Source organism: Vibrio sp. 10N.286.48.F5 (genome assembly GCF_041469785.1).
Lineage (GTDB): Bacteria > Pseudomonadota > Gammaproteobacteria > Enterobacterales > Vibrionaceae > Vibrio > Vibrio crassostreae_C.
On sequence record NZ_JBFRLG010000004.1, the window covers coordinates 379,929 to 404,440 of the forward strand.

General features: G+C 42.5%; 18 protein-coding genes and 1 pseudogene. 13 read left to right on the top strand and 6 right to left on the bottom strand.

Going from position 1 to position 24,512, the window contains the following annotated elements:
- Nucleotides 1–475: 475 nt before the first annotated feature.
- Nucleotides 476–2,200 carry a methyl-accepting chemotaxis protein gene (locus tag AB4185_RS04430; protein WP_372102310.1) on the top strand — a complete coding sequence of 575 codons (1,725 nt, stop codon included), beginning with the start codon at nt 476–478 and terminating at the stop codon, nt 2,198–2,200.
- Nucleotides 2,201–2,345: 145 nt separating this feature from the next.
- Here AB4185_RS04430 and AB4185_RS04435 read toward each other — a convergent pair whose 3' ends face one another.
- The 4 genes from AB4185_RS04435 to AB4185_RS04450 form a co-directional block, all read right to left on the bottom strand.
- Nucleotides 2,346–2,585, bottom strand: coding sequence for a PAS factor family protein (locus AB4185_RS04435; protein ID WP_004733935.1), 240 nt, complete (start codon nt 2,583–2,585; stop codon nt 2,346–2,348).
- A 112-nt stretch (nt 2,586–2,697) separates the two neighbouring features.
- The gene (locus tag AB4185_RS04440; RefSeq protein WP_065583616.1) at nt 2,698–3,342 is read right to left on the bottom strand and encodes an HAD family phosphatase; all 645 of its coding nucleotides are present in this window, start codon (nt 3,340–3,342) and stop codon (nt 2,698–2,700) included.
- 20 nt (nt 3,343–3,362) lie between these two features.
- The gene (locus AB4185_RS04445) at nt 3,363–4,448 is read right to left on the bottom strand and encodes a class I mannose-6-phosphate isomerase (protein WP_065583617.1); all 1,086 of its coding nucleotides are present in this window, start codon (nt 4,446–4,448) and stop codon (nt 3,363–3,365) included.
- Between the two features lie 2 nt (nt 4,449–4,450).
- Nucleotides 4,451–5,905 (bottom strand): mannitol dehydrogenase family protein, encoded by a 1,455-nt coding sequence (locus tag AB4185_RS04450; RefSeq protein WP_102333272.1) that lies wholly within the window; start codon nt 5,903–5,905, stop codon nt 4,451–4,453.
- A 223-nt stretch (nt 5,906–6,128) separates the two neighbouring features.
- On the opposite strand from AB4185_RS04450, the gene AB4185_RS04455 reads away from it, so the two are divergent.
- The 4 genes from AB4185_RS04455 to AB4185_RS04470 all read left to right on the top strand — a co-directional run bounded on the left by AB4185_RS04455 (nt 6,129) and on the right by AB4185_RS04470 (nt 12,126).
- On the top strand, nt 6,129–7,901 hold the full coding sequence (locus tag AB4185_RS04455) for a sodium:solute symporter family transporter (protein WP_065583619.1): 1,773 nt from the start codon (nt 6,129–6,131) through the stop codon (nt 7,899–7,901).
- A 67-nt stretch (nt 7,902–7,968) separates the two neighbouring features.
- Nucleotides 7,969–9,150 carry a mannonate dehydratase gene (uxuA, locus tag AB4185_RS04460; protein WP_065583620.1) on the top strand — a complete coding sequence of 394 codons (1,182 nt, stop codon included), beginning with the start codon at nt 7,969–7,971 and terminating at the stop codon, nt 9,148–9,150.
- A 142-nt stretch (nt 9,151–9,292) separates the two neighbouring features.
- The gene (locus tag AB4185_RS04465) at nt 9,293–9,835 is read left to right on the top strand and encodes an acyltransferase (protein WP_065101257.1); all 543 of its coding nucleotides are present in this window, start codon (nt 9,293–9,295) and stop codon (nt 9,833–9,835) included.
- Nucleotides 9,836–9,846: 11 nt separating this feature from the next.
- Nucleotides 9,847–12,126: a heparinase II/III family protein gene (locus tag AB4185_RS04470; RefSeq protein WP_102428733.1), complete on the top strand. Its 2,280-nt coding sequence runs from the start codon at nt 9,847–9,849 to the stop codon at nt 12,124–12,126.
- A 37-nt stretch (nt 12,127–12,163) separates the two neighbouring features.
- On the opposite strand, the gene AB4185_RS04475 is transcribed toward AB4185_RS04470, so the two are convergent.
- A complete protein-coding gene (locus AB4185_RS04475; RefSeq protein ID WP_083190198.1) occupies nt 12,164–12,922 on the bottom strand; it encodes an FCD domain-containing protein in 759 nt (252 codons plus the stop codon).
- 414 nt (nt 12,923–13,336) lie between these two features.
- Here AB4185_RS04475 and AB4185_RS04480 point away from each other — a divergent pair, with 414 nt between their 5' ends.
- The 4 genes from AB4185_RS04480 (at nt 13,337) to AB4185_RS04495 (ending at nt 20,389) form a co-directional block, all read left to right on the top strand.
- A complete protein-coding gene (locus AB4185_RS04480) occupies nt 13,337–14,335 on the top strand; it encodes a DHH family phosphoesterase (protein WP_372134980.1) in 999 nt (332 codons plus the stop codon).
- A gap of 487 nt (nt 14,336–14,822) precedes the next feature.
- A complete protein-coding gene (locus tag AB4185_RS04485) occupies nt 14,823–17,012 on the top strand; it encodes an immunoglobulin-like domain-containing protein (RefSeq protein WP_372134982.1) in 2,190 nt (729 codons plus the stop codon).
- Between the two features lie 229 nt (nt 17,013–17,241).
- Nucleotides 17,242–18,162, top strand: a complete 921-nt coding sequence (locus AB4185_RS04490) for a LysR family transcriptional regulator (protein ID WP_372083661.1) — start codon at nt 17,242–17,244, stop codon at nt 18,160–18,162.
- Between the two features lie 181 nt (nt 18,163–18,343).
- Complete coding sequence (locus tag AB4185_RS04495; protein ID WP_372134984.1) at nt 18,344–20,389, top strand: TonB-dependent receptor domain-containing protein; 2,046 nt, start codon at nt 18,344–18,346, stop codon at nt 20,387–20,389.
- 129 nt (nt 20,390–20,518) lie between these two features.
- On the opposite strand, the gene AB4185_RS04500 is transcribed toward AB4185_RS04495, so the two are convergent.
- On the bottom strand, nt 20,519–21,262 hold the full coding sequence (locus tag AB4185_RS04500; protein ID WP_029235856.1) for a class I SAM-dependent methyltransferase: 744 nt from the start codon (nt 21,260–21,262) through the stop codon (nt 20,519–20,521).
- 459 nt (nt 21,263–21,721) lie between these two features.
- On the opposite strand from AB4185_RS04500, the gene AB4185_RS04505 reads away from it, so the two are divergent.
- From AB4185_RS04505 to sbcD, 4 genes and pseudogenes are all read left to right on the top strand, one after another.
- Entirely contained in the window at nt 21,722–22,246 is a 525-nt protein-coding gene (locus AB4185_RS04505; protein ID WP_371724507.1) for a GNAT family N-acetyltransferase, read from the top strand.
- A 14-nt stretch (nt 22,247–22,260) separates the two neighbouring features.
- Entirely contained in the window at nt 22,261–22,857 is a 597-nt protein-coding gene (locus AB4185_RS04510; protein ID WP_372134986.1) for a LysE/ArgO family amino acid transporter, read from the top strand.
- Between the two features lie 13 nt (nt 22,858–22,870).
- Nucleotides 22,871–23,044: pseudogene (locus AB4185_RS04515) on the top strand (porin family protein); the annotation flags it as partial.
- Between the two features lie 213 nt (nt 23,045–23,257).
- The gene (sbcD, locus tag AB4185_RS04520; RefSeq protein WP_372134988.1) at nt 23,258–24,511 is read left to right on the top strand and encodes an exonuclease subunit SbcD; all 1,254 of its coding nucleotides are present in this window, start codon (nt 23,258–23,260) and stop codon (nt 24,509–24,511) included.
- Nucleotide 24,512 lies beyond the last annotated feature (1 nt).

Genomic DNA, 24,512 nt, shown 5'->3' on the forward strand with positions numbered 1-24,512 from the left:
TTAAAAACCAAGTCAAAACCTCCAATATTGCGCTTCGCTCGTGCTCTTCTGGAGAGCCAAAAAAATGTCATCATAAATAATGCATCCAAATGTGCGTCAAAGTCTTTTAATTCAATGCTTTGTATACCATGACATTCAAGCCATTTATGTTCCGTCAAATAGCTGTCTCTCACTTTTATCATTCAACTAATGTACATGTATTCAATTTGTGTTATTGATGCTTTTATCTTTAGTGAAAAGATTCATTCTCTGTTTGAATACCATTGAGAATGTCACTGCTGGTGGGCTGAACAGTCGCTAGATTTAGTGCTCATTACTGATACAAAAAATATAACAATAATCAGGTCGCGCAAGTTGGATATCCATTCTTTGATGCGATTTATTTGGATACTCATAGTTAATTTAGTAAAGACGAGCCACGTATATGAACATAAAGAAAAAGCTCTATTCGTTGGGGATGTTCTCCATCTTCGGCATGATTTCACTGCTGTTTACCACATCACAATTTGCAGACACCACCGCTCAAATGAGCGAAGCCAAACAAATTACCAAAGAGCTTGAAGTGCGTTTGCTCAACCTTCGCCGTAACGAGAAAGATTTTTTACTGCGTAGCGATATGAAATACCTCGACAAGTTCGACGTAAACTACAAAAAATTCTTAGCGTCTGAATCTGAGCTAGATACAGTGCTCAGTGATTTAGGTTTAGCCAACAGCACACACCTACGTGAAGACATCGAAACCTACCACACCAGCTTTGTTAACTTAGTTAAAGCGAGCGAAGTCTATGGGCTATCACGTGACAAAGGTATGCTAGGCGAGTTTCATGTTTTGCTCGATAACATCAGCGCGACAGCCAGTGCGGAACAAAAAATCGAGCTTTACCTGTTCAATGACTTAATTGAGAAGGGGGAGTTTGACCCGAGTGTTCTTTCTATAACTTCAAATATGAGTAGCTCAGCTGCTTTGATTGACGCTGCTCGCCAAGTGGTTGAGCAAAAGCGAGTGATTGGCTTGAAGCACAACGAAGGTCTGCTTGGGCAAGCTCGCTCGGGTTCTCATGCTATCGAAACTCAATTTAAAGAGTTCTCCGCGGTGCTAGACCAACAAACGCAGCAAGAGATGGACAAGCTATCGCTGATCAACAACATCCTTTGCGTCACGCTACTCGTGTCGATCATTCTGTTCAGCTGGTTAATCGTCCGTTCTATCATTGGTAAAATTGAGTCACTGCTTTCGGTGATTCGTAACATCGTTGATTCTAACGACGTGTCTATTCGTTCGCACCTAGATGGCAAAGACGAACTCAGCACTTTAGGCCAATACTTCAACCAACTGTTGGATCAACTGGAAGGGCTTATCGCTGCCTCTCAATCTAAGTCACTGCAACTGACACAAAGCACATCGAACATGCATGATGAGCTAGAGTCAGTAATCAAACAGTTTGAAGTTCAAGCAAATCACACATCTACAATGACAACGTCAGTTCAAGAGATGGTACTCACCATTGGCGAGATCTCTGAAAGCACATCGGTTGCCGCTGAAGGTGTACATCAAGCGAAAGTGAATGCCGATAAAGGCCGTGAAGTGGTGGTTGAAACCATCAGCAACATCACCCAGTTGTCTGAACGTCTTTCAAGCAGCCAAGATTCGATCAGTTCACTGAACCATCATGTTGACCAGATCGGCGATGCAGTAAACATCATCCAAGGCATTGCAGAACAAACTAACCTATTGGCATTGAACGCAGCAATTGAAGCAGCACGTGCGGGTGAACAAGGTCGTGGCTTTGCGGTAGTTGCCGATGAAGTACGCGCACTAGCAAGCAGAACGCATCAATCGACCACAGAGATAACTTCAGTGGTGAGTGCAATTCAAAGCCAGATGCAGGCGTCGATGGCAGAGATTGGCGAGTGTAATCAACAAGGTCAACTAACGCTGAAAGATTCGGAAGAGCTGGATGCGAGCTTGCAACTTATCTTGAGCGACATGGAAAGCATCCAAGGTAATTCAGAACGTATTGCTTCAGCGATTGAAGAGCAGGGCGCAGTAATGGCGCAAGTGAGTGACTCAATTACTGAGCTGAACACTATCTCGAACGACAATAACGCTTCGGCGCAGCATTGCTTAGTTGAAGTGGACAAGGTAGCAGAGCAAGCGAACGATATGGACCAAGCGGTCGCGCAGTTCAAGACTTCATAAACAACATAGAACTTACTAAAACAAAAGGCGTGGTTCATCTACGCCTTTTTTGTGCCTGAAATTCAAATAGATAAATGACGAGAATAAAAAAACGGCCCGATCTGGGGGAAGATCTGGGCCGTTATATTACGTATTAAAGGGGGGACTACTTATTTCGGCCTTCCAGCACATCCAGTGCCAGTTCAACCGCTTTATCAATATTGTCGCATCCCGCTAACTTACCTGAGCTGATAGGACCAAGCACATTAGCGTATAACGAGAGCTGCTTGTTAAATGGCAGGCTCAACTGCTCATATAAACGCTGGCGAATCTCGGCATGTTGCTCAGGAGCGTGAGCAGCAAGGCTTTTCAAAGTGTCATAAACAAGAGTGGTGGTAGTGTTCATTCGTCTCTTTATCTTTGAGTGGGGGATTTCTATTTTAATATCATTTGGGTACAAGTTGCTGTGATATATGTCATACAATAAGTCAAATAAACTTAGGGTGAGCATTTTGGTCTTAACTGACAAGTGAGAAATCATCAATGATTTTTAACGCACCTGAAAAATCATTGTTTATGTTGAAAGAATGTTGAAATGCAATGACTTCACAACCACTAGCTAAACCAGCCTGAAGTCCTGGAGCCGAGTCTTCAAAGATAATGGTTTTACTTGCGGTTACATTTAATCTAGATAGCGCCAACAAATAAGCTTCCGGATCTGGCTTGTGCATTGAAACATGCTCTTTAGCGATGACAAGATCAAACAAGTGCTCAAGTTTACAAGCTTCCAGTATTTGGTTAGCCATCCACTGTTGCGCAGAAGTTACAACCGCACATCGCTTCCCAGAAGATTTTAGTTGCTGTAGGAGGCCAACGACACCTTTATTGATAGATAATCTTTGTGAAAGGAGTAATTGATAATGTTCCTTAAATTTATCGTTAAACTCTTGTCTCTCTGGTTCGATTTCTCCAACTTTGAAAAAATACTGAACGACATTTTCCCATTTCATACCCATTACATTTTGATAAATACGGTGGTCAACGATGGAACCATAGTCTTTACAGGTCAGCGCTAATGCTTGGCCTTTGAGCGGCTCGGAGTTTACTAATGTTCCATCCATATCAAAGATAAAGGCGTCGTAATAAAGTTTTATTGGTTCCATTTCAATACGTTAACTCAGGATTAATTCGTTAATGGTGGGTAGCATTCAATAATCTCGACGCCATCGTCTGTTTCTATCGTGATATTTTCAATGCCAGCCGGGCAGAAAAATTTATCGTACTTATTGAGTACTAAAATTTCTTCGTCTAATTTAATCGTACAACTGCCAGCAGCAATAACACCGACATAAAAGTCGTTCTCAGATTTGGTGATGCTGCTAATGACTTTTGTGCGACAAACTCGATATCTGTCGGTTGTTTTGTCATCAATGAGAGACTCTTTTACCGATCCGTCAGCATAAGCTGTTAATAGTTGAGGTGTCTTTTTGTTCTGAGTTGCCACAGCTTCAACCGACTTCTCTGAATAGTCAAAAACATCAAGGCAAAAGTCCAAATCTCGCTTCATGTAGCGAGCTTCTTCAGGAAGTGTATAACCAGCTCGTTCAAACTCAAATCGAACAGCCCAGTCCGATGGTTCCATTATCTCAATCATTAGAATGCCTTCGCCAATCGCGTGAGGCATTCCTCCTGGAATAAAGTAACACTCACCAGGAGATACTTTGATTTTTTCGAAGCAAGTTTTCAGTCGGTTAATGTCTTGTTCAACAATGATCTCTTTCAACGTTTCTTTAGTCGGAGGCGTCTGAAATCCGAGATAAATATAAGGATCATCAATCTCCTCACGAACTTGTAAAATATAGTAGGCTTCAGCCTTGCCTGAATTTGAATCTAGGTGCTTTTGGGCAAACTCTCTGGTTGGGTGTGCTTGGAAATGTAAGCGAATTGAAGAGTCTAGAAACTTAATCAAAACCATAGGGTTAGGACCGAATCTACTGAAGTGCTCTTTACCTAAAAAATACTCAGGATCTAGATCTAATAATTCGGCGAAATCGAGTGAGTGATCGCCGATAATCGCAGTTGATTGACCTTCACTGATTGTTTCTCGACCTGGGTTAACGGCTTTAGTGACCGATGCAATCCAGTCTTCAGGAAAATGAGAGTCGACCGGAACGCTTTCGTTATTAATTTGGTCTAAAACCTTACCACCACTGTAAGAGCGCCAAACGCGGTTCTGACCAAATCGAATCAACTTATTTTTGTATTCCATGCCTAGCCCTTTAAGTTCAGTGTTTTTGTTAAGTTATGTAAAGTTTGCATTGCACCAACCTCTTGAATACATTCGAAAAGGTCGACTATCTTATTTACGAATTCGGCATCTGCAAGAAGGCTAGATTCAAAAATACCATCAATGCTTAATAAAGAAATGACAGCTTCACGAGGCGTTTTACTTTCTTGTTTGATTTGCTTGAACACGCCAGCCATTGGATCATGAACCTCGATAGCATCGCCGTTGTCATCCATGCCAATCACATAAGCCATCCACCCTGCAATGCCCAACTCTAACCAAGTTGTTTGAACAGCATTTTCACGGTTATATTTGAGAGATTCACAAAATCGTGGTGGTAATTTCTGACTTCCGTCCATTGCTATCTGAGAGGTAAGGTGTTTTAAATTTGGGTTAGAGAAACGTTCAATCAGCGAATCTGCGTAAGCTGCAATGTCAGTTTCCTTTGGTAACGACAATGAAGGCGTTTGCTCATTCATCATGAAGTCTAGAATCACCTTCTTAAAATATGGGTCTGAAATCGCTTCTGACACATACTTATAACCACTCAAGTATCCCAAGTACGCAAGAAGTGAGTGACTACCATTTAGCATGCGTAGCTTCATCTCTTCAAAAGGTATGACATCATCGACAAATTGCGCGCCCACTTCATCCCAATTTGGTCGACCAATTGCAAACTTATCTTCTATTACCCATTGTCGAAAAGGTTCACAAGCGATGGCACATGGATCCGAGTAGCCGATAGCTGTTTCTATATAAGATAAGCTTTCTTTACTCGCCGCTGGAACAATACGGTCTACCATAGTGTTTGGGAATGTGACATTAGCCTCTATCCAAGAATACAACTCCAAGTCGACCAATTTTGCAAAACTAAGAATAGCCGACTTCGCTACTTCTCCATTGTTTTGAATATTGTCGCAAGACAATACGGTGAACGCGTTAATATTCCTTTCTTTTCTGAGTCTTAAACCTTCAACGATATAACCGATGGCGGACACTGGACGAGAAGGTGAGTCGAGATCGAGCTGGATGAGACGATTGTTAACATCAAGAGAGCCAGTACTTGGTTCAATGCAATAGCCTTTTTCTGTGATAGTCATTGAGACTATACGAACGTTTGGATTCGCAATTTTTTCGATGATAGTCGACTGACCGTCTAGATCTGGATGTAAGGATTGAGTGATTGCCTTTGATATTTTTATTTGTTCGCTTGTCGCACCTCTCTCCAAAACAGTGTAGCAATGACCTTGCTCTCTTAACTGCTGAATAAGCGATTGTGAACCAAATAAGTTAATGGAACAGATCGTCCAGTTAGACTTTTTATTGTCTAACAATTCGCTTGTATATAAAGCTTGATGAGCTCGATGAAAAGCCCCTAAGCCAATGTGAACAATTCTCTGTTCTTCTTTTAAGTATTGATTTAAAACATTTTTATTCATACTTCCGCACTCTCACTCCAATTTTTAAAATCAGACGGCTATAAAAATTACCATTAGAGAGTAACATTCATTTGTATTATTTAAACGGCATATCATCAGAGATTTATTTTTTTGTGAGAAGTGTCAACCAATTGGTAGACCAATTTTGACAGCCAATATCTAGGGGCGATATAAAAGAAAGCGAAAGGTGTTTAGTTTTTAAATATCACGGTTAGGGATCATTATGAATATCGATATACTTATAGTTATAGGCTACTTCGTTTTCCTCCTCGGAGTAGGTTGGATGTTTCGATCAGCAACGTCATCGACAAGTGATTACTTTAGGGGGGGAGGCAAAATGTTGTGGTGGATGGTTGGGTCCACAGCATTTCTTCAAGCACTGAGTGCTATGACGTTTACTGGCGTAATGGGAAAAGCTCTTGATGTTGGCTTATCCATCTCTGTTATCTTTTTTGCGAATGCTCTTGGTTACTTTTGTAACTACTTATTCTTTGCTGCAAGAGCTCGACAGATGCGAGTTATCAGTCCAATCCAAGGCATTCGCAAACGTTTTGGTCCTGTTAGCGAGCAAGTTGTAACGTGGGCGACGGTACCGTCGAGTGTACTTCAGGCTGCGCTATGGCTGAATGCATTAGCGATCTTTGCAAGTGCGGTATTTAATATCCCAATTGAAACAACGATAGTTGCTGCGGGTATGGTTGTACTTCTTATGTCTCTGGTCGGCGGAAGTTGGGCTGTAGTTGCATCAGACTTTATACAGATGATCATCATTACTGTTGTTACCTTCATAGCGACAATCGTAGCGATATACAAATCTGGTGGTGTAGCACCAATCCTAGAAGCGGGTTTGCCTGATCAAGGGTTTGTTGGAGAAGGGTATAGCTATACCTACTTATTTGTTGGCTGGTTTATCTGTATTTTCATCAAACAGTTCTTCAGTACAAACAATATGATTGATTCTTACCGCTATATTGCAGCAAAAGATACTAATAATGCACGTAAAGCTGCAATCCTAGCGTGTTGTCTAATGGCGTTTGGACCTTTCATTTGGTTCCTTCCTGCTTGGTATGTAAGCGGAAATTACCCAGATATGTCTACATGGGGCCTCGATGTTCTAGGCAAAGATATTTCTAATGCCACTTATTTTGTCTTCGTTCGTAACGAGATGCCCGTTGGGATGGTTGGCTTGATGATGTCAGCTATGTTTGCTGCAACCATGTCGTCAATGGACTCTGCATTAAATAGAAATGCCGGCATATTCATTAAAAACGTTTATGAACCTTACATGGCAAAAGACAAATCAGATAAATCGATCTTGTTTGCAAGTAAAGTTTCTACCGTGGTATTCGGCTTGTTGATTATTGTTTGTGGCTTGTTCATGAGCAAACTGCAAGATTTTGGTCTATTTGATGCACTTATGATGGTGAGTACGCTTGTCGCGTTCCCTGTGCTTATTCCGTCACTGCTTTGTTTCTTTATCAAGAAGACTCCAGATTGGTCATGTTGGGCAACCATTGCCGTAGGCGCTTGTGTTTCAGCCGTTATTGCTTCAACAAATGCACCAATGATCGAAAGCCTGTTTAATTTATCTGAACCATTGTCTAGTCGTGAATTCGCTGAAATGAAATCGATAACCATGGGCGTAACAGGGCACATTATTATCACAGGTGGTTTCTTCTTGCTGACTCAACTTTTCTATAAAGAGCCAACAGGTAAGCGTGCTGAAGAAATCGCAGAGTTCTTTAGTAATGCAGAAACTCCAGTAATTGTAGAAGATTCGCCTCAAAGCTTCGAAGCTGATAGACAACAGTACATTTTACTTGGTCGAGTGTTATTGGCGACAAGTGCAGCGCTTCTCCTATTAACGCTGATACCAAACCCTATGTGGGGAAGAATGTTATTTGTATTAATGGCAGCGATTGTCGGGTTTATATCTTGGCTATTACTACGAGCTGGTAAGTTAAATGATGTAAAACTAAAAGCTTACACTGTCTAATTAAATAAAATATCAGATGAAGCCTTAATAAGGCTTCATCAAAAAAATTAATAATAGGTAATAACTTATGAAGCAAACTTGGCGATGGTATGGTCCAAATGATATTGTAACGCTTAATGATATTCGTCAGGCTGGGGCAACAGGAATCGTAACGGCATTACATCATATTAAGAATGGTGAAATATGGTCTAAAGAAGAAATACTAAAACGTAAAAAGTTAATAGAAGAAAATTCACTTACATGGGAAGTTGTCGAAAGTATCCCTGTTCATGAAGAGATCAAGACTCAAACTGGAAATTTCATTCAATGGATAGAGCACTATAAGCAATCTATTATCAATTTATCTGAATGCGGAGTTGATACAGTTTGCTATAACTTTATGCCAGTTCTTGATTGGACGAGAACAGATTTAGAGTATGTACTCCCAGATGGCTCAAAAGCATTAAGGTTTGACCATATTGACTTTGCTGTTTTTGAGCTATGCATACTAGAACGAGAAGGTGCACATGAAGAGTATTCAAAAGAAGACATTGCACTTGCTCGAACTCGTTTTTCTAACATGCCTGATGACAAAATTGCACAGCTAACATCGAATATCATCGCTGGTCTACCAGGTGCGGAAGAAGGCTATACTCTTCAGCAGTTTAGAGAGCAACTGGATCAGTACCAACACATTGACGGTAATAAGTTACGTGAAAATTTAGTTTACTTCCTAAACGAAATTACCCCAGTGTGTGAAGAGTACGGCGTGAAGTTGGCCATTCACCCTGATGATCCACCACGCCCAATTCTTGGTTTACCGCGAGTGGTATCTACGATTGAAGATATCGAATTCTTGACGCATCGTGTACCGAGCAAAATGAACGGTATTACTATGTGTACCGGGTCTTATGGCGTGCGAGACGATAACGATCTTGTGAAGATGATTGAAACTTTTGGTGATCGAATTTATTTCACGCATCTGCGTTCAACAAAGCGCGAAGAAGAACCCGGCAACTTCCATGAAGCAGCTCATCTCAATGGTGATGTTGATATGTATGAAGTGATATTTGCACTTCTTAAAGAAGAAAATCGTCGTACTAATAATGGACAAAGTGATTTAATTCCAATGCGGCCTGATCATGGTCACCAAATTATTGACGACTTAAATAAAAAAACAAACCCAGGGTATTCTTGCATAGGCCGTTTAAAAGGCTTAGCTGAGATTCGTGGTGTCGAGTATGCATTGACTCGGTCTCATTTTAATTAATGTGTTTTCAATTCGATATTGGGTTTTTAAATTAAGCTAACCCAGGGATATTATCGGATTAGCTTATTTAGTGTCAGTGAAAATATTGATAATCAATAAGGGAAGTCGTTACTGTTACTTCCCTTTATTTATAGGTGATGATATGTCGGTTCAACAAAAATTTGGCGGTGAACTTTCGGATGAGGAATTTAGAAAATTCACCCTATATACAACACAAAGTAATAATAAACATGATGACGAGTCGAGAGCTCAAATCTTAGGCTTCACCAACAATAATGTTCGAGTTGCTCCAGGAGCTATCGTTCGCATTGGTGAAAACCAAATCGGAACACGAAGTTATATAGGCCTATACAGCTACATTAATGGTGATGTGGAGGTTGGTGAAGACGTTTTGGTAGGGCCACATGTTTCTGTCGTTGCGTCTAATCATTTATTTGACCCGACTTCAGAGAGCTTTAGTGGTCGTAGTGATTTGGAAAGCGGAAAGGTCACAATCGCAAAGGGTGTTTGGTTGACATCTGGTGTTGTTGTCACTCCAGGAGTGAGCATCGGTAAATGTTCATTGATTTGTGCTAATTCGGTAGTGACATCCGATGTGCCCCCATATTCGATTTTTGCAGGGACCCCAGCGAAGCAAATTGGTCATATTGATGCAGAGACAGGGCAATATCATTGGTCGAAATAGAGGAGTAACACATGCTACAACTAGAAAGAACGCATGATTTCCAAATTTTTTTGTCGCCTTGTAACGAAATTTCCTCAGTCAATCCCCCAAGTTTCAATTGGCCTCAAGGAGAGTATGGTTCTGCATATAACATCGAACTTGAAGACAAAGACGGTGAGCAAAAATGGGATTGGAAATCGGTGCAGTCTCCTTTACAACCGACATTTCAGTTACCTCAAGGTAGCTATCGCTGGAGAGTGACTTGCCTCAATACTCTAGCAAAATCTGATTGGATTGTTTTTGAAATCACGACGGAGTCAGAAAACTACTTGGCACCGGACGCTATGTCACTATTCTCACTGTGTACTAATAAAGACCAGTTTATGATGTATCTCGATGAAGATATTGACGCAGTCAGCAATGCTTCATTAAGTGCAAGAGACAAGTTACGCAATAGTGTTGAACTAACTGATATAGATGACATTTTATATTCTAATCATTATCGCCGTGGTAATGAAGAAGGGAAGCGTACAGCTATCGCTAACGTAAGACGTTGGATTGATCGCGATCTTATCGCACTAACATTACTATATAAGGTGTGGGGTGATGAGGTGGCAGGACATAAGGCATGCCAAATTTTATTGCGCTTATCCGAGTGGAGCCCTGAAGGCCCGGCGTCACTGTTAAGGCCTTGTACGTGGGGAGATGAAATTGGCCTGTCAATGACGCGAAATTTGTATCTTGCCTATCATTGGTTGTCTCCATTGCTGACGACCGACGAGTGTTCATTCGTCAGGCCGCTCTTAATTCGATATGCCTATCAAATGGAAGAGCGCTTAGAGCAAGATAAGTTTAAACAGTACCCGGGACATTCACATACATCGCGTTTGCCTGCTTACTTAGGCGTTGCTGCCCTTGTGTTACACAAAGAGTTTGAACTTAAAACTTGTGAACGTTGGCTTAATTACGCCTTAATGATTTACCGAGGTGTGTTGCCTTTCTATGGCGGAAAAGATGGCAGTTGGGTTGAGGGGCCTTTTTATTCTTCTTCCTATACCAAGTGGCACCATCCGTTTTTCTTGTCGGTTGAGCGTTTAAGTGGCTTTTCTTTCTATAATCACCCGTTTTATAAGAATTACGTTAAGTTTGCTTTGGACTTTGTGGCGAATAACGATCGAATTCATCCCTTTGGTGATGGCTTCTGGTGCAAGAGAGAAGGTAAAGAGTGGCCTGGTTTCTTTGCGCAAAATCCACTCAGAATATATGCACCACGGTATGGTTGTACGAAGTCGATATTAGAGTCCAAGAAGTTAGAGTCCAATATTGAGACTTACAAGCTCCATTTATTAGATATAGTACCGACGTATCCGCAGTTACAATTTGAAAAATCGGATCAACATTCAACCGTTTCTAATACGTTAATGACTTCAAATGAGGCGTTTGTTTCTGACGAGACTGCTCTGTGTGTGAGCCCTGCGTCGAACAACATTTACTATTCATACGCAGGGTTAGGTAAAACTGCCCATAGTAAAATGTCGGTGTACTACCGAGCAAGTAAGTTTGGTAATAGTTCTCATCGCCATGCTGATCAAGGGAATGTTGCACTAGTCGATGATGGCGTTAATGTTCTTACTCCGAGTGGCAGTTATGGCTATAGGTTTGGTAGCAAACATCATAGTTTATGGACTCGAACTACGCAGGCGCATAATTTACCCTTGTTTGGTGGTGTCAATTTAGACGATAGCGTTACCAACGCGACTGAAGGTCAGAAGATAGATTGCGCAACAGCTCAAGCAACAGTAATCACTCGAATTGATAGCAATGAGTTTCAATGTGTCGTTCTAGATCTCGCGAATGCTTATGAGAGTTGTGAGTCGTTTGTGCGAACAATAATACAAGTTGCAGATAACGGGGTCGTTATTGTCGACAACATTAGGCTATCTGAACCCAAATCGATGCAATGGCGAGCCCATACCCCGCTCGAAGTTGTTATTAAGGGGGGGAGTGTTGATTTGTACCATGAACAAGAAACTTATTATCTTGGAATGATGAGTGATCCTTCTTGTGTAGTTAAGTTAACAAGTGAAATTGATGACGGTGATGGTTTCAAAGGGAATGTTGAATCTGACGCTCAGAAAGATATTAAACATCTAGAATGGTTCATAGAAGAACAGCAGCAACATCAAGTGGTTATGAGTTGCTTAAAACAACCAATAGATTACGTGTTAACTGACGAAAATACTTTGATACTTGCCCATGCGGGCCAGTCTTTTAAGCTCAATGTAGAAACTGGTGAGGAGATCACTCCGTAAAAATCAGGTGACATAAGTATTTTATGTCACCAATTTTCTAAAGATTGTCTTTTGATGTCGCGATAGCGGGAATGGAGTTAAACAGATAACCATCAAAATTAGGGTCGGTAAAATCAGAAAGCTCTAAAAGCCTAATCTTCACATGTTCTAGATGTTGCCACATCGCTTGCTTGGCTTCGATTGGGTTCTTGCGTCTCATTGCTAGCAAAATAGCAGCATGATCATCTAGCCACTCTTTCCTATAGTCTTGGATCTCGATATGTGTATGCAGTATCTTCCACATAGGGCTAGACTCACGACGTTCCCACGATTCCTTTAGAATATCGACCAGCACAGAATTCTGTGTCGCTTCGGCAATACACTGATGGAACATTCTGTCACCAACCGGATTTTGGACATTGTTTTCAATTTCGCGGCGCTCAATTTCTAGAGCTTCACGCATTTTTTCGATATCAGCAGGGGTTGCTTGTGTTGCAGCAAACTCAGCAATACTGCTTTCCAATAACTGTCTTGCTTGAAGCATTTCAAAAGGACCTACATCTTCATTTTGTGCCACTGTTGATGTAGTCGGTAAGTTAACGATGTACACTCCCGAGCCTTTCTTTACTTCAACGAGTCCCTCAAGTTCCAGCATGATGATTGCTTCTCTAACCACAGCTCTGCTCACGGATAGACGCTCAGCAATATCTCGCTCGGGCGGTAAACGACTTCCAATCGGGTAAAGACCATCAGATAGTTCTTTTCTCAAGATAAGACCGAGGGTTTGATAAGGGCGTTTGGGTTCGAAGTTGATCATGGAAATGCAGTGTACCTTTGGATCTGTGGTTTGAATTGAAAGTTTTCGCTAACTCGAAAGTCATTTTAAACGCTTATAAATGTCAATTCGAGTAAAAACCTAACTAATCCAACTCTAATTGTATCAAAGCGTAACGGTTCGTTGTGGTCACTTTTATGTACATGAACAAAAGGTTATCAACTTCGATATTAAACTTTCAAAAGCCATACAAGGAACGCGCTCATAGTTTTGAAGTGAGATTAAGCGTATTTCGTATAATCTTGAGTTTTTGATCAATAGCACAAGCCGTGAATAACCGCTATGTTCAATAGAGTTATATCACCTAACAAGTTGATATTGATAATAAACAACGGTGCTTGTAAAAATACAGATATAAACTTCAAGCCTAATCTGATTGAGAGTAAAAGGAACAACATGCACTACGACGTATTCAACGGAGACGCAGATGGCATAATCGCGTTGTTACAGCTGCGATTAAGTGAGCCAAGAGAGAGCGTGCTCATTACTGGTGTTAAGCGTGATATTAAGTTGGTCTCTCAAGTTGTTACTCAAACTATGGAGCCGGGTAAGCAAGGTGATGTTTCTTCCGTTACCGTTTTAGATGTATCGATGGAGAAAAACCTGCCTGCACTGCACTCACTGCTAGACGCAAACATCAATGTATTTTATTGCGATCACCACCGAACAGGGGATGTCCCAACTTCTAGTCATTTAGATACTCTGATTGATACCGCGCCAGAGAGCTGCACGAGCTTGCTGATTAACCAGAAGCTGAATGGTGCGCATGTGGCTTGGGCAATCGCAGCTGCCTTTGGCGACAATCTAAAAACGGTGGCGGCGCGGCTAGCGGATGAAAATGGATTCGCTCAATCTCAAAAAGAGTTTCTAGAAGAGCTAGGTACCTTGGTTAACTACAACGGTTACGGTTCGTCACTGAGTGATTTGCATTTCACGCCAGCTGAGCTCTACAAAACCCTTTATCAATACCCGAATCCGTTTGATCTTTTGGATGATAAAGACTCTGTGTTTTATCGACTGCGAGCTGCTTATCAAAATGATTGCCAGCAGTTATCAAACCTTGCTCCTGTTTATGAAAGTGAAGTCGCACGTGTGTTTGAACTACCAGGCGAGACTTGGGCAAGGCGCATCAGTGGCGTATTTGGTAATGAAATCGTTAATCAAGATCCAAACCGAGCGCAAGCAGTATTAACGAAAAACCAAGACGGCGAGTCTTACACGGTGAGCTTACGTGCGCCATTATCAAATAGAACGGGTGCAGACGAAATTTGCTCAAGTTTTGCGACTGGCGGAGGAAGAAAAGCAGCGGCTGGAATTAATCAACTTAATGAACTTGATAAGGTGAATTTTATTTCACTATTGGATGCATATTATTCATCTGGCACTGAAGGTTAACTGAAAAACTCCCGACGTATACATTCAAAATTCTACAAATTCTTGCTCCTATATTCCGTTATACGTGTGTATTGCTAGCACATGTATGATGGCTATATCCAGGCTGTTTTAGTGATATCACTCGCAATGGCATCTGGTCTGAGGTCAGTAATTACGGCGTGTTTGGGGTGATTTTTGCCGATTTAAAGTTCATTTTTTCCTATCGGTGACTTTTTATGCTTTTGGTTAATTATCTTAGTGAATTAAGGTTGATTAAATATTTATATGGTCAATGCATTCGACCGAAAATAACAGTTTTTAGCATTTCAATTTGAATGAAAAGTCAAAGTCATATTGATTCTGATATTCAATCTGTGACTTAAAATCACAAGTTAAATCAAAGGTCATCTTTTCCTAAAAATTCCATTACTTTTCTATAAATATTCATGATTACAATGAATTGGTTCGGTTGTGATTGGCACAGCTGTTAAGTAAGGAAGTGGGACTAATGTTGAAACGTAAAGCTCTACAATTAGCAGTATCGCTCGGCATGGCGGCAATGTCTGGCGCTGTTTATGCGAATGGTTCAGATATGACGAATCCAGACTCTGGCGTGGTGGTTGGCTATTGGCATAACTGGTGTGACGGTGGCGGCTACCAAGGTGGTAATGCGCCATGTGTGACGCTGGATGAAGTGAACCCAATGTACAACATCGTGAATGTGTCATTCATGAAGGTCTACGATGTGGCTGATGGTCGAATCCCAACTTTTAAACTGGACCCAACCATTGGGCTTTCAGAACAACAATTTATTGACCAAATCTCGGAACTCAACAAGCAAGGTCGCTCTGTGCTGTTGGCTTTAGGTGGTGCGGATGCACACGTAGAGCTAGAAACCGGTGATGAAAGAGCCTTTGCTGATGAGATTATCCGTCTAACTGAGCGTTACGGTTTCGATGGCCTAGATATTGACCTTGAACAAGCAGCCGTAACCGCAGCAAACAATCAAACCGTGATTCCTGATGCTCTTAAGTTGGTAAAAGACCACTACCGTGCTGAAGGTAAAAACTTCCTTATTACTATGGCGCCTGAGTTCCCGTATCTCACGACAGGCGGTAAGTACGTTCCTTATATCGATAATCTAGAAGGCTATTACGACTGGATTAACCCACAATTCTACAACCAAGGTGGCGATGGTATCTGGGTTGAAGGCGTGGGTTGGATTGCTCAAAACAACGATGCGTTAAAAGAAGAGTTCATCTACTACATTTCTGATTCTCTTATCAACGGAACGCGTGGTTTCCACAAGATCCCACATGACAAGCTCGTGTTTGGTATTCCTTCAAGCATCGATGCTGCAGCAACCGGTTTTGTACAAGAGCCACAAGATTTATACGACGCATTTGATAGCCTAACGGCGCAAGGTCAACCGCTACGTGGTGTGATGACTTGGTCTATCAACTGGGACATGGGCACCAACAAAAACGGCCAACAATACAACGAGCAGTTCATTAAAGACTACGGCCCGTTTGTACACGGTCAGGTAACGCCACCACCAGTCGAGGGCGAGCCCGTTCTTAAAGGTGTCGAAAATACGCGTGTTCTTCACGGCACAACGTTTGATCCTATGGATGGCGTGACGGCAACAGACAAAGAAGACGGCGATCTAACGTCATCAATCGATGTTGAAGGTTACGTTGAAACCAGTGTTATTGGCACTTACGTTTTGACTTACCGAGTGAAAGACAGCGATAACAACGAAACCACTAAAGCGAGAACGGTAGAGGTTTACAGCCAGAAGCCAGTATTTAATGGCGTATCTGACACAACAGTTGTGTTGGGTACTGCATTTGATGCTATGGCAGGCGTGACGGCGAATGATGCTGAAGATGGCGACCTGACAAGCACTATTACACACACTGGCAGTGTCGATGTAAATGAAATCGGCAACTACACACTTGTGTATAGCGTGACAGACAGCGCGAACCAAACCGTAACCGTTGACCGTAAAGTGTCTGTAACTGATGGTTCTAACTGTGCTGCTGCATGGGATGCCGACACCGTTTATGTTGAAGGTGACCAAGTATCTCATGACGGTTCAACGTGGGGAGCAGGTTGGTACACTCGCGGCGAAGAGCCAGGAACAACAGGTGAGTGGGGCGTTTGGAGAAAAGTTTCAGACTCTTCATGTGGTGGTAACCCAGATCCAGGTGATGATCTCGAGCTAAACGTATCTGGTCTTCAGTCTGAATACATTCTAGATAATGGCAACATACATTTAGAGTTCACACTAGCGTCAAATGAAGCGCTTGACGTAACTGCAATGGTAATCAATAGTGCAGGCACTGTTGTTGAACAGACTAAAGTGAGCCTAACTGATAGCCGTACCGTTACAATGGACCTGTACGATGTTGCTGAAGGTCAGTATAAACTTGAAGTAGTCGGTAAAGCATCTGACGGTGAAATGGTGATGGTAAACGATTCGTTCGCTGTTAAAGACGGTGGCGGAACAACACCTCCTCCAGGTGATTACCCTCCATATGAAGCGGGCACAAACTACGCAGCGGGTGACATTGTGGTCGGCAGCGATAATGGCTTGTACGAATGTAAGCCTTGGCCATACACGGCATGGTGTGCAAGCGCGTCTTACGCTCCAGCAGATAGCCAATACTGGCAAGATGCTTGGACAAAGCTGTAGTCTGATAGCTCAACGCTAGCAATATAAAGTAGACGATCAAAGAGAGGCCATTGTGCCTCTCTTTTTTATGTTTAAACAGTTCTGACTTAGAGCTTTAAAACCCACTTAACCTTAAACTCTGCTCTGCATATTGCTCTAGATCAAAATAGGAGTGATTATCAATTGTATTACATGTTAAGAAATAGCACTATGCGCACATTGAATTTTATATATTGTTAATATTTGCATAATGAATCTTGCTCAAGTCGACCTCAATCTACTCGTTATTCTTAAACACCTTCTTGAAGAGAAGCACGTTTCCAACACGGCATTGGCGCTGGATATGAGCCAACCTACGGTGAGCCGATCTCTGCAAAAACTGCGTACCGTTTTCAATGATGATCTATTGGTGCGAGCGGCTTATGGCTATGAGTTAACGCCAAAAGCAGAAGCCATTAAGCAAGATCTCAATTCGGTACTGACACGTTTAGAAAAGCTGGTACATGGCGATGTATTCGAACCGCAAAGCAGTGACAGTACGGTTCGCTTCTTTGGTTTAGTGCCTAATGTCGCGCACTTGCTGCCCAAGGTAGTTGCGGAGATACGTCAACAAGCGCCAAACATGACTGTTGATATCGACTCGATTCCTAAACGACACTTTGAGCCTCTGTTATCCGGTGATGCGCACTTTGTGTTGTCGACCCACGAGCCGTTAAGTTCAGAGCAAAATTTGTATCGAATGTTCGTGATTAGCCGCGATTACCGTTTGCTGATGAGTAAAAAACATCCTTTGGCGGACAAAGAGATCACGGTTGATGACTTGTTGAATAGCCAACTTGGTCAAATCTCACTGCAAGGGGATAAGAAGCTCTCGATCGAAAGTCGATTTAAAGATCTTGGCTTGATTGATAAGCAGCGCCAGCTGTCCATTCCAATTCAGCTTTCCAATTTTAACGTCGCGCCGGATATGGCAGAAGCAACCGACATCATCTTTCATTTACCGACACCTTTTGCTCAACAAGCCGCTAAGCAAAGAGATCTTGTTTGTAAACGCGTGCCTAAAGCGTTGCGCCACCCATCAGAAGACGTCTACTTATACTGGCATAAGCGCTTTCATAACGACCCGATGTGTCGCTGGGTTCGCAATATATTCAAAGAGCTTTATACATAATCCATCTGCAGGGTGAATGAAAATTACGAATACCTATCGAGTTGGATATAGATCTCTTTCATTATTTGAATGGTGAATAACGAGAATCGATTTTTGGTATGAAACTTTCGTTGATAAGCGTGGTAGTTGGTTGTTTAATGCAAACCATTATCATTACCAATCACATATAAGAATGAATATCATGTCTGAGAGATCTCTTTTGATTCGCAAACCTCTTTTGGTTCGTAAACCCCTTTCGATCGCAGTCGCTGTTATTTGTACCTCACTTTCAGCTAACGTGTTGGCGCAAGAAGAAGCGCAAGCAACAGATGAGCAAATGGTTGTTACGGCAACTCGTACCGAGATGGCACTAAAACAAGCGCCAGCTTCAATGTCGGTTATCACCGCGCAAGACATTGAAGAAAGCCCTGGTATTACCTTGGCAGACATCGTTGCCGAATCAACGAGTGTTGAGTCTGATTTTGATAGCACACGTGCTGGCCGTCAGATGATCTCTATTCGTGGTATGGATTCAGATTACACTCTTATCATGGTGAACGGTCGTCGTTTAAGCTCTGCAAGTGCCATCATCCGTGGTAACGACTTTGACCTATCAACGATTCCTGCTGATTCGATCGAACGTGTTGAAATAATCCGTGGCCCAATGTCTGCACTTTACGGTTCAGATGGTATGGGCGGTACAATCAACATCATCACTAAGGCTCCAGAAAACGATTGGAGCTCTACACTGAGCATGGACACTTCATCTCCACTTGATGGTGATGGAGGGGAAGAGTATTCGATGGGCTTCACGACATCTGGTGCGTTGATTGAAGACGAGTTGTTTGCTCGCCTATCTGTTAACCAAACTAGCCGTGATGCTTGGCAACCCTATTCTGGTACGCATAGCTCTGGTTACGATCGTTCAGACATTACTGCGTTAGAAGAAAGAGAGACATTAAGCTTACTCGCGAGCCTGACATGGAATGCAACAGACAACCAAACCATTGATTTCGATTTTGGTTACAGTGACGACGAACGTGAGTCATCTGCGGAAAACGTATCATCTGTGATTGAGTCTGACACACGTGTTGTACGTCAGAGCCAAGCGATCACACATAGTGGTTTTTGGAGCTGGGGTGACACGCAAGTACGTTATTCACGTGAAAATGTGACAGATAATGATGCTGCGGACTCAGATACTAACTATAGCAGTGACATCGAAGAGCTGACTCAAATTGTTGAAGCTTCGGCGACCACGTATCTTGGTGATAGTCACACCGTAACGTTTGGTATGGACTACCAGTTGAGTGAATTAACCAACAAAGAAAACTTAGTCAATGGTACATCTGAAGCTTATCAAGGTGCGTTATTTGTTCAAGACCAATGGTTAATGACGGATCAACTAACGGCAACCATTGGTGGTCGTTTAGATAAGCATGAACTGTACGGTGAAGAGTTCAGCCCACGTGTGTACTTGGTTCATCAAACAACGAATGACCTGATCATCAAGGGTGGTGTGGGTAAAGCATTTAAAGCACCAACATTGACTCAAAATCAGACAGACTACACAGTTAATAGCTGTAAAGGCGTATGTGATTTACATGGTAATGAAGATCTTAAGCCCGAAACCAGCTTGAACTATGAGATCGCTGCGATTTATAGCCAACCTCGTTGGAATCTTGAAGGTGCCTTATTCCGAAATGAAATCAACGACCTAATTGATCGTGATGAAACCTATTGTGAGAACGGCGGAGTGTTTGAATCGGGTAAAGGTTGCGCTGATAGTTCAAGCTCAACTGGCTATGTGAATGGTAAGCGTACTTATACAAACGTATCAGAGGCTGTAGTTCAAGGTGCTGAGCTTACAGGCCAATTCCAAATTACTGATGAATGGGGTGTGTCTGGTAATTACACATTCTTAGACACTGAAGATAAGTCTACTGGTGACGAATTACTTGAGCGTTACAAGCATTCGGGTTTAGTTAAACTGAACTGGAGCCCAACTTACGATCTAAGTACTTTCGTGAGTGCGCGTTACCGTGGTGAACGTCAGATCGAAAGCGATCTAACTCAAGACGCTTACACAACGCTGAACCTAGGTGCTGTCTACAACGTGAATGCTTCAGTACGACTACGTGCAGGTATCACGAACTTAACTGACGAAGCTGTATCACAAGAGCTAGAGAGCATGGGCTATGTTGAAGAGCCACGTACTTACTACGTAGGTATGACAGCGGACTTCTAATTTAGAGTTCAGTAACTGATAGCTTGATACAAAAGAACCCACACTGGCTGATGCTCTAAAAGGAGAATGGCGAGTGTGGGTTCTTTTTTGATCTATAGATTTGGTTTAATTTGCCGTTTATCTATTAATCTAGATTTTGACACATGTGATCAGCGCATTACCGGACTGAGTATCCCAAGGAATCAGCTTGTCGTAATCGTGCTCGAAGATATTAACCTCGAAGTAGGGCTTCAATATCTCGATTAACTCTTTAAACGAGAATGCCACCATTGGGTGTTCATCATTCCACACTTGAGTTTCACCAGCAGTCGTCTTTTCGATGCTAAGCTTTAGCGCTTGCTTATCACCCTGACCAGAGTAATACCAACCAGAACGGAACGTGAAATCGTCTTTGTCTTGGTTTGTTGTGTGTCTAACAAACAGGTCGTTGCTGATCTTGTCTTTATCAACCACGTTAAAACAGAAAATACCTTCTGGCTTTAACGCACGATGCACACTTTCAATACACTCTTTAAGCTTCTCAAGGCCATCGTTGTAATGGATGGAATACAGGAAGCAAGTGATAAGATCGAGTGGTTCCGTGACCTCAAAGTTACTCATGTTTTGTACTGAGAACTTGGCTTCCGGGCAGCGAACTTCTGCGATATCTAACATCGGCTTGTTAAGATCTAGGCCACCGCTTTGGTAACCGAAATCAATAAAATGACGAACGTGTGGGCCAGTGCCACAAGCTAAGTCGAGGTGTGTTTTTCCTTCATTTCCAAAGATTTGATGGAGTCTACGTACGCAGTTACTTTGCGCTTGGTAGTCAATATCTACACACATTAAATCATAGTAACCGGATAGGTCGGTATAGAGTGCGTTGGCGGACATATTTGCCTGCAGCATAAGCTGAAAAATTAGGGTGGCGCATCATATACCGAAATTGGAAAATCGCAATCAAATATTCGATCAATGAAAGCGTTTTATTTTCTAACTTATGGTCGTTTTAAATGAGACCGTTTAAAGGGATGTTTAAGCTGCCAACAACATCAGTACGCGTGTCATCGCTATTCACTTTGCCCTGACTACTTATTCGTTAACTAAAACAGGTGTTGCTCCCTCAATGCAGCGACCATACGGGCTTTGCGGAACGCTTTTATCACGAGACGAGATAGGAAAAATATGGTATCTAGGTAAACCCAGTGTGACATTTATAATTTTATGATTAATCAGTAATTTTATTGATTCAAACCGAGTTCTTGAAAAGGAAACAATTCAGGAAAGTGGGCTGTTGATAAAAACCAAATCACTCAAGCTAAATAAGCGAACTAAACAAGGAGAGTTGAAACAATGACATCAGCAATAAATGCACAGGGTTCAATGGAAAATAGAACAGCATTGGAAAGCAGTGCTTCAATAGAAATTAAGGTGGATGACTTGTCGGGTGGGGAAGTCATTGAATTACTTGAAGAGCACCTCGCTGATATGTACGCCACTTCGCCAGCCGAAAGCGTTCATGCACTGGATCTAGATGGGCTCAAGTCACCAGAGATTACTTTTTTCAGTGCTTGGAAAGACAGCCAACTACTTGGGTGTGTTGCCATTAAAGAGCTAAATACCCAACACGCTGAACTCAAATCGATGAGAACCTCACAGTTTGCTCGAAAGTCAGGTGTTGCGAGCCAACTTTTACAGCACGTATTGGATACAGCAACCGCCCGCCAGTATCAAACAATCAGTTTAGAGACCGGCTCAGAAGACTACTTTAAGGCCGCACGTAACCTGTATGAAAAGTTTGGCTTTGGATACTGTGAACCCTTTGCTGATTATGTGTTGGATCCGCACAGCCAGTTTATGCGTATTGAGTTGCGTTAAGAGGCTAGCCTTAGATGTCGACTTACTTTGCAGGTTTCTCCCTTGGCCTTTCGCTGATTCTTGCGATTGGCTCTCAAAATGCGTTTGTTTTAAAGCAAGGGCTTAAGAACCAACACGTATTGGCAATTTGTGCTGTATGTGCCATTTCCGACGCCTTACTGATTAGCTTTGGCGTGACGGGCTTTGGCGCAATCGTTAAGCAGTTCCCACAAATTGAGCAGTTCGCCCGTTATGGTGGCGCTATCTTTTTGGGTGTCTATTCATTCTTAAGCTTCCGATCAGCATTTACCGAAAACCACGCCTTAGAAGCCACGGCAGAAACTAAAGACTCATTAACCAAAGCGATTGCGATGTGTTTGGCGTTCACTTGGCTTAACCCGCATGTGTATTTGGATACTGTGGTATTGCTGGGGTCTATCTCAACTCAATATCAACCGGATCAAATGTTGTTTGGCGCTGGGGCGGTATCGGCGTCATTCGTGTTCTTCTTTTCACTTGGATATGGCGCTCGCTTCTTGGCTCCAATGTTTAAGAACCCGAGAGCGTGGAAGGTGTTGGAATTTGTCGTTGGCGTGATCATGGCATCTATTGCAATATCTTTGATTGTCTAGCTGCGCGTAATTAGGCTTCCATTTTGGTATAGGTGTTGAATACACGCCAGTAGAAAGCCTAACCTTACGTTTAATCTCACAAGCAGATGCAGTAAATCTCGAATTCTTCGGCCCGAATGGTAATAGACTGGCAAGCCGTGATGTAGCGTTTAGCACAGTAACTCTGGGCGCTTCGTACAATTTTTGACGACCTCTGTGAAATAGCTTAAAGCTAAAGCTATGGACACCTAAAACCGCTCTAACGTTGAGCGGTTTTTTTATGTCAAAAATAACGATTGGTCACGCTATGGGCGGAGTTGGTCCAAAGCCTGAAATTAGTTGGTTTTCACAAGCTTATAAAAGGGAATTATCTCGACTATTTTGGTAGATTAAAGGTATTACCGACTTCCAGTGAGCAGCAATGAAGATTCTTCACACGTCCGATTGGCACCTTGGCCAAAACTTCTACAATAAAAGCCGTAAGAATGAACATGAACGGTTTTTACAATGGTTACTTGAGCAAGTTACAGAGCACGACATCGACGCGATCATTGTTGCTGGCGACATTTTCGATACCAGTACACCGCCGAGTTACGCTCGTGAGATGTATAACAAGTTTGTGGTCGATTCGAACAAGATCGGTTGCCAATTGGTGTTATTAGGTGGAAATCACGATTCAGTCTCTGTGCTTAAAGAGACACAACAGCTGCTCAAATACATGGGCGCAGACGTGATTCCTAATACCAATGAAGATCATGCGACTCAGGTTGTCGAACTAAAAGGCAAGAACGGCGATGTAGAAGCGCTGGTTTGTGCCATTCCTTTTATTCGCCCTCGCGATGTGTTGATGAGCCAGGCGGGTGTCACTGGCGTTGAGCGTCAGAAGCAACTCGGCGATGCAATCAAACAGCATTATCAAAGTGTTTATGATGCGGCGGTTGCTAAGCGCGCGACGTTTGTAAACAGCGAGCACATGCCGATTATCGCTACCGGTCATTTAACGGCGATGGGTGTCCAACAATCGGATTCTGTGCGTGATATCTATGTCGGCAACCTTGATGGTTTCGCCGCTGATGGCTTCCCAGACGCAGACTATATCGCACTTGGTCATATTCATCGCCCACAAGTGGTGGCAAAGCGTGAATACATTCGTTATTCAGGCTCTCCAATCCCACTAAGTTTTGATGAACTTAAGTCTCAGAAACAAGTGTGTGTTGTTGAGTTTGTTGAAGGTGAGCGCACCATTTCTCAATTGCCTGTTCCCACATTCCAACCTCTAGCTGAAATCAAAGGCGACTTGAGCGAGATCGAATCTCAGCTTAACCAATACATAGGTTTAGATAGCGACCAAAGCGTATGGTTATCGATAGAAGTGCAAGCGCAAGATTACTTGTCGGATCTACAAGAACGTATGCGCGCACTGACCGAAGGATTGAATGTGGAAGTACTTCAACTGCGCCGAGCAAGAGAGCGTCGTAATCAAGTATTAGAGCAAGAGTCGGCAGAGACCTTATCTGAACTGAGCCCGATGGACGTGTTTACGAAGCGTATTGCCTTAGAAGAGTTTGAAACCGATTCTGAAAAAGCGCGTTTAGAGCGCATGACGGTGAAGTTCAAACAAGTGATGGTCGAAGTGTCTGAAAGCGCTCAAGCGCCCAATAAAGTAGAAGAGTAAT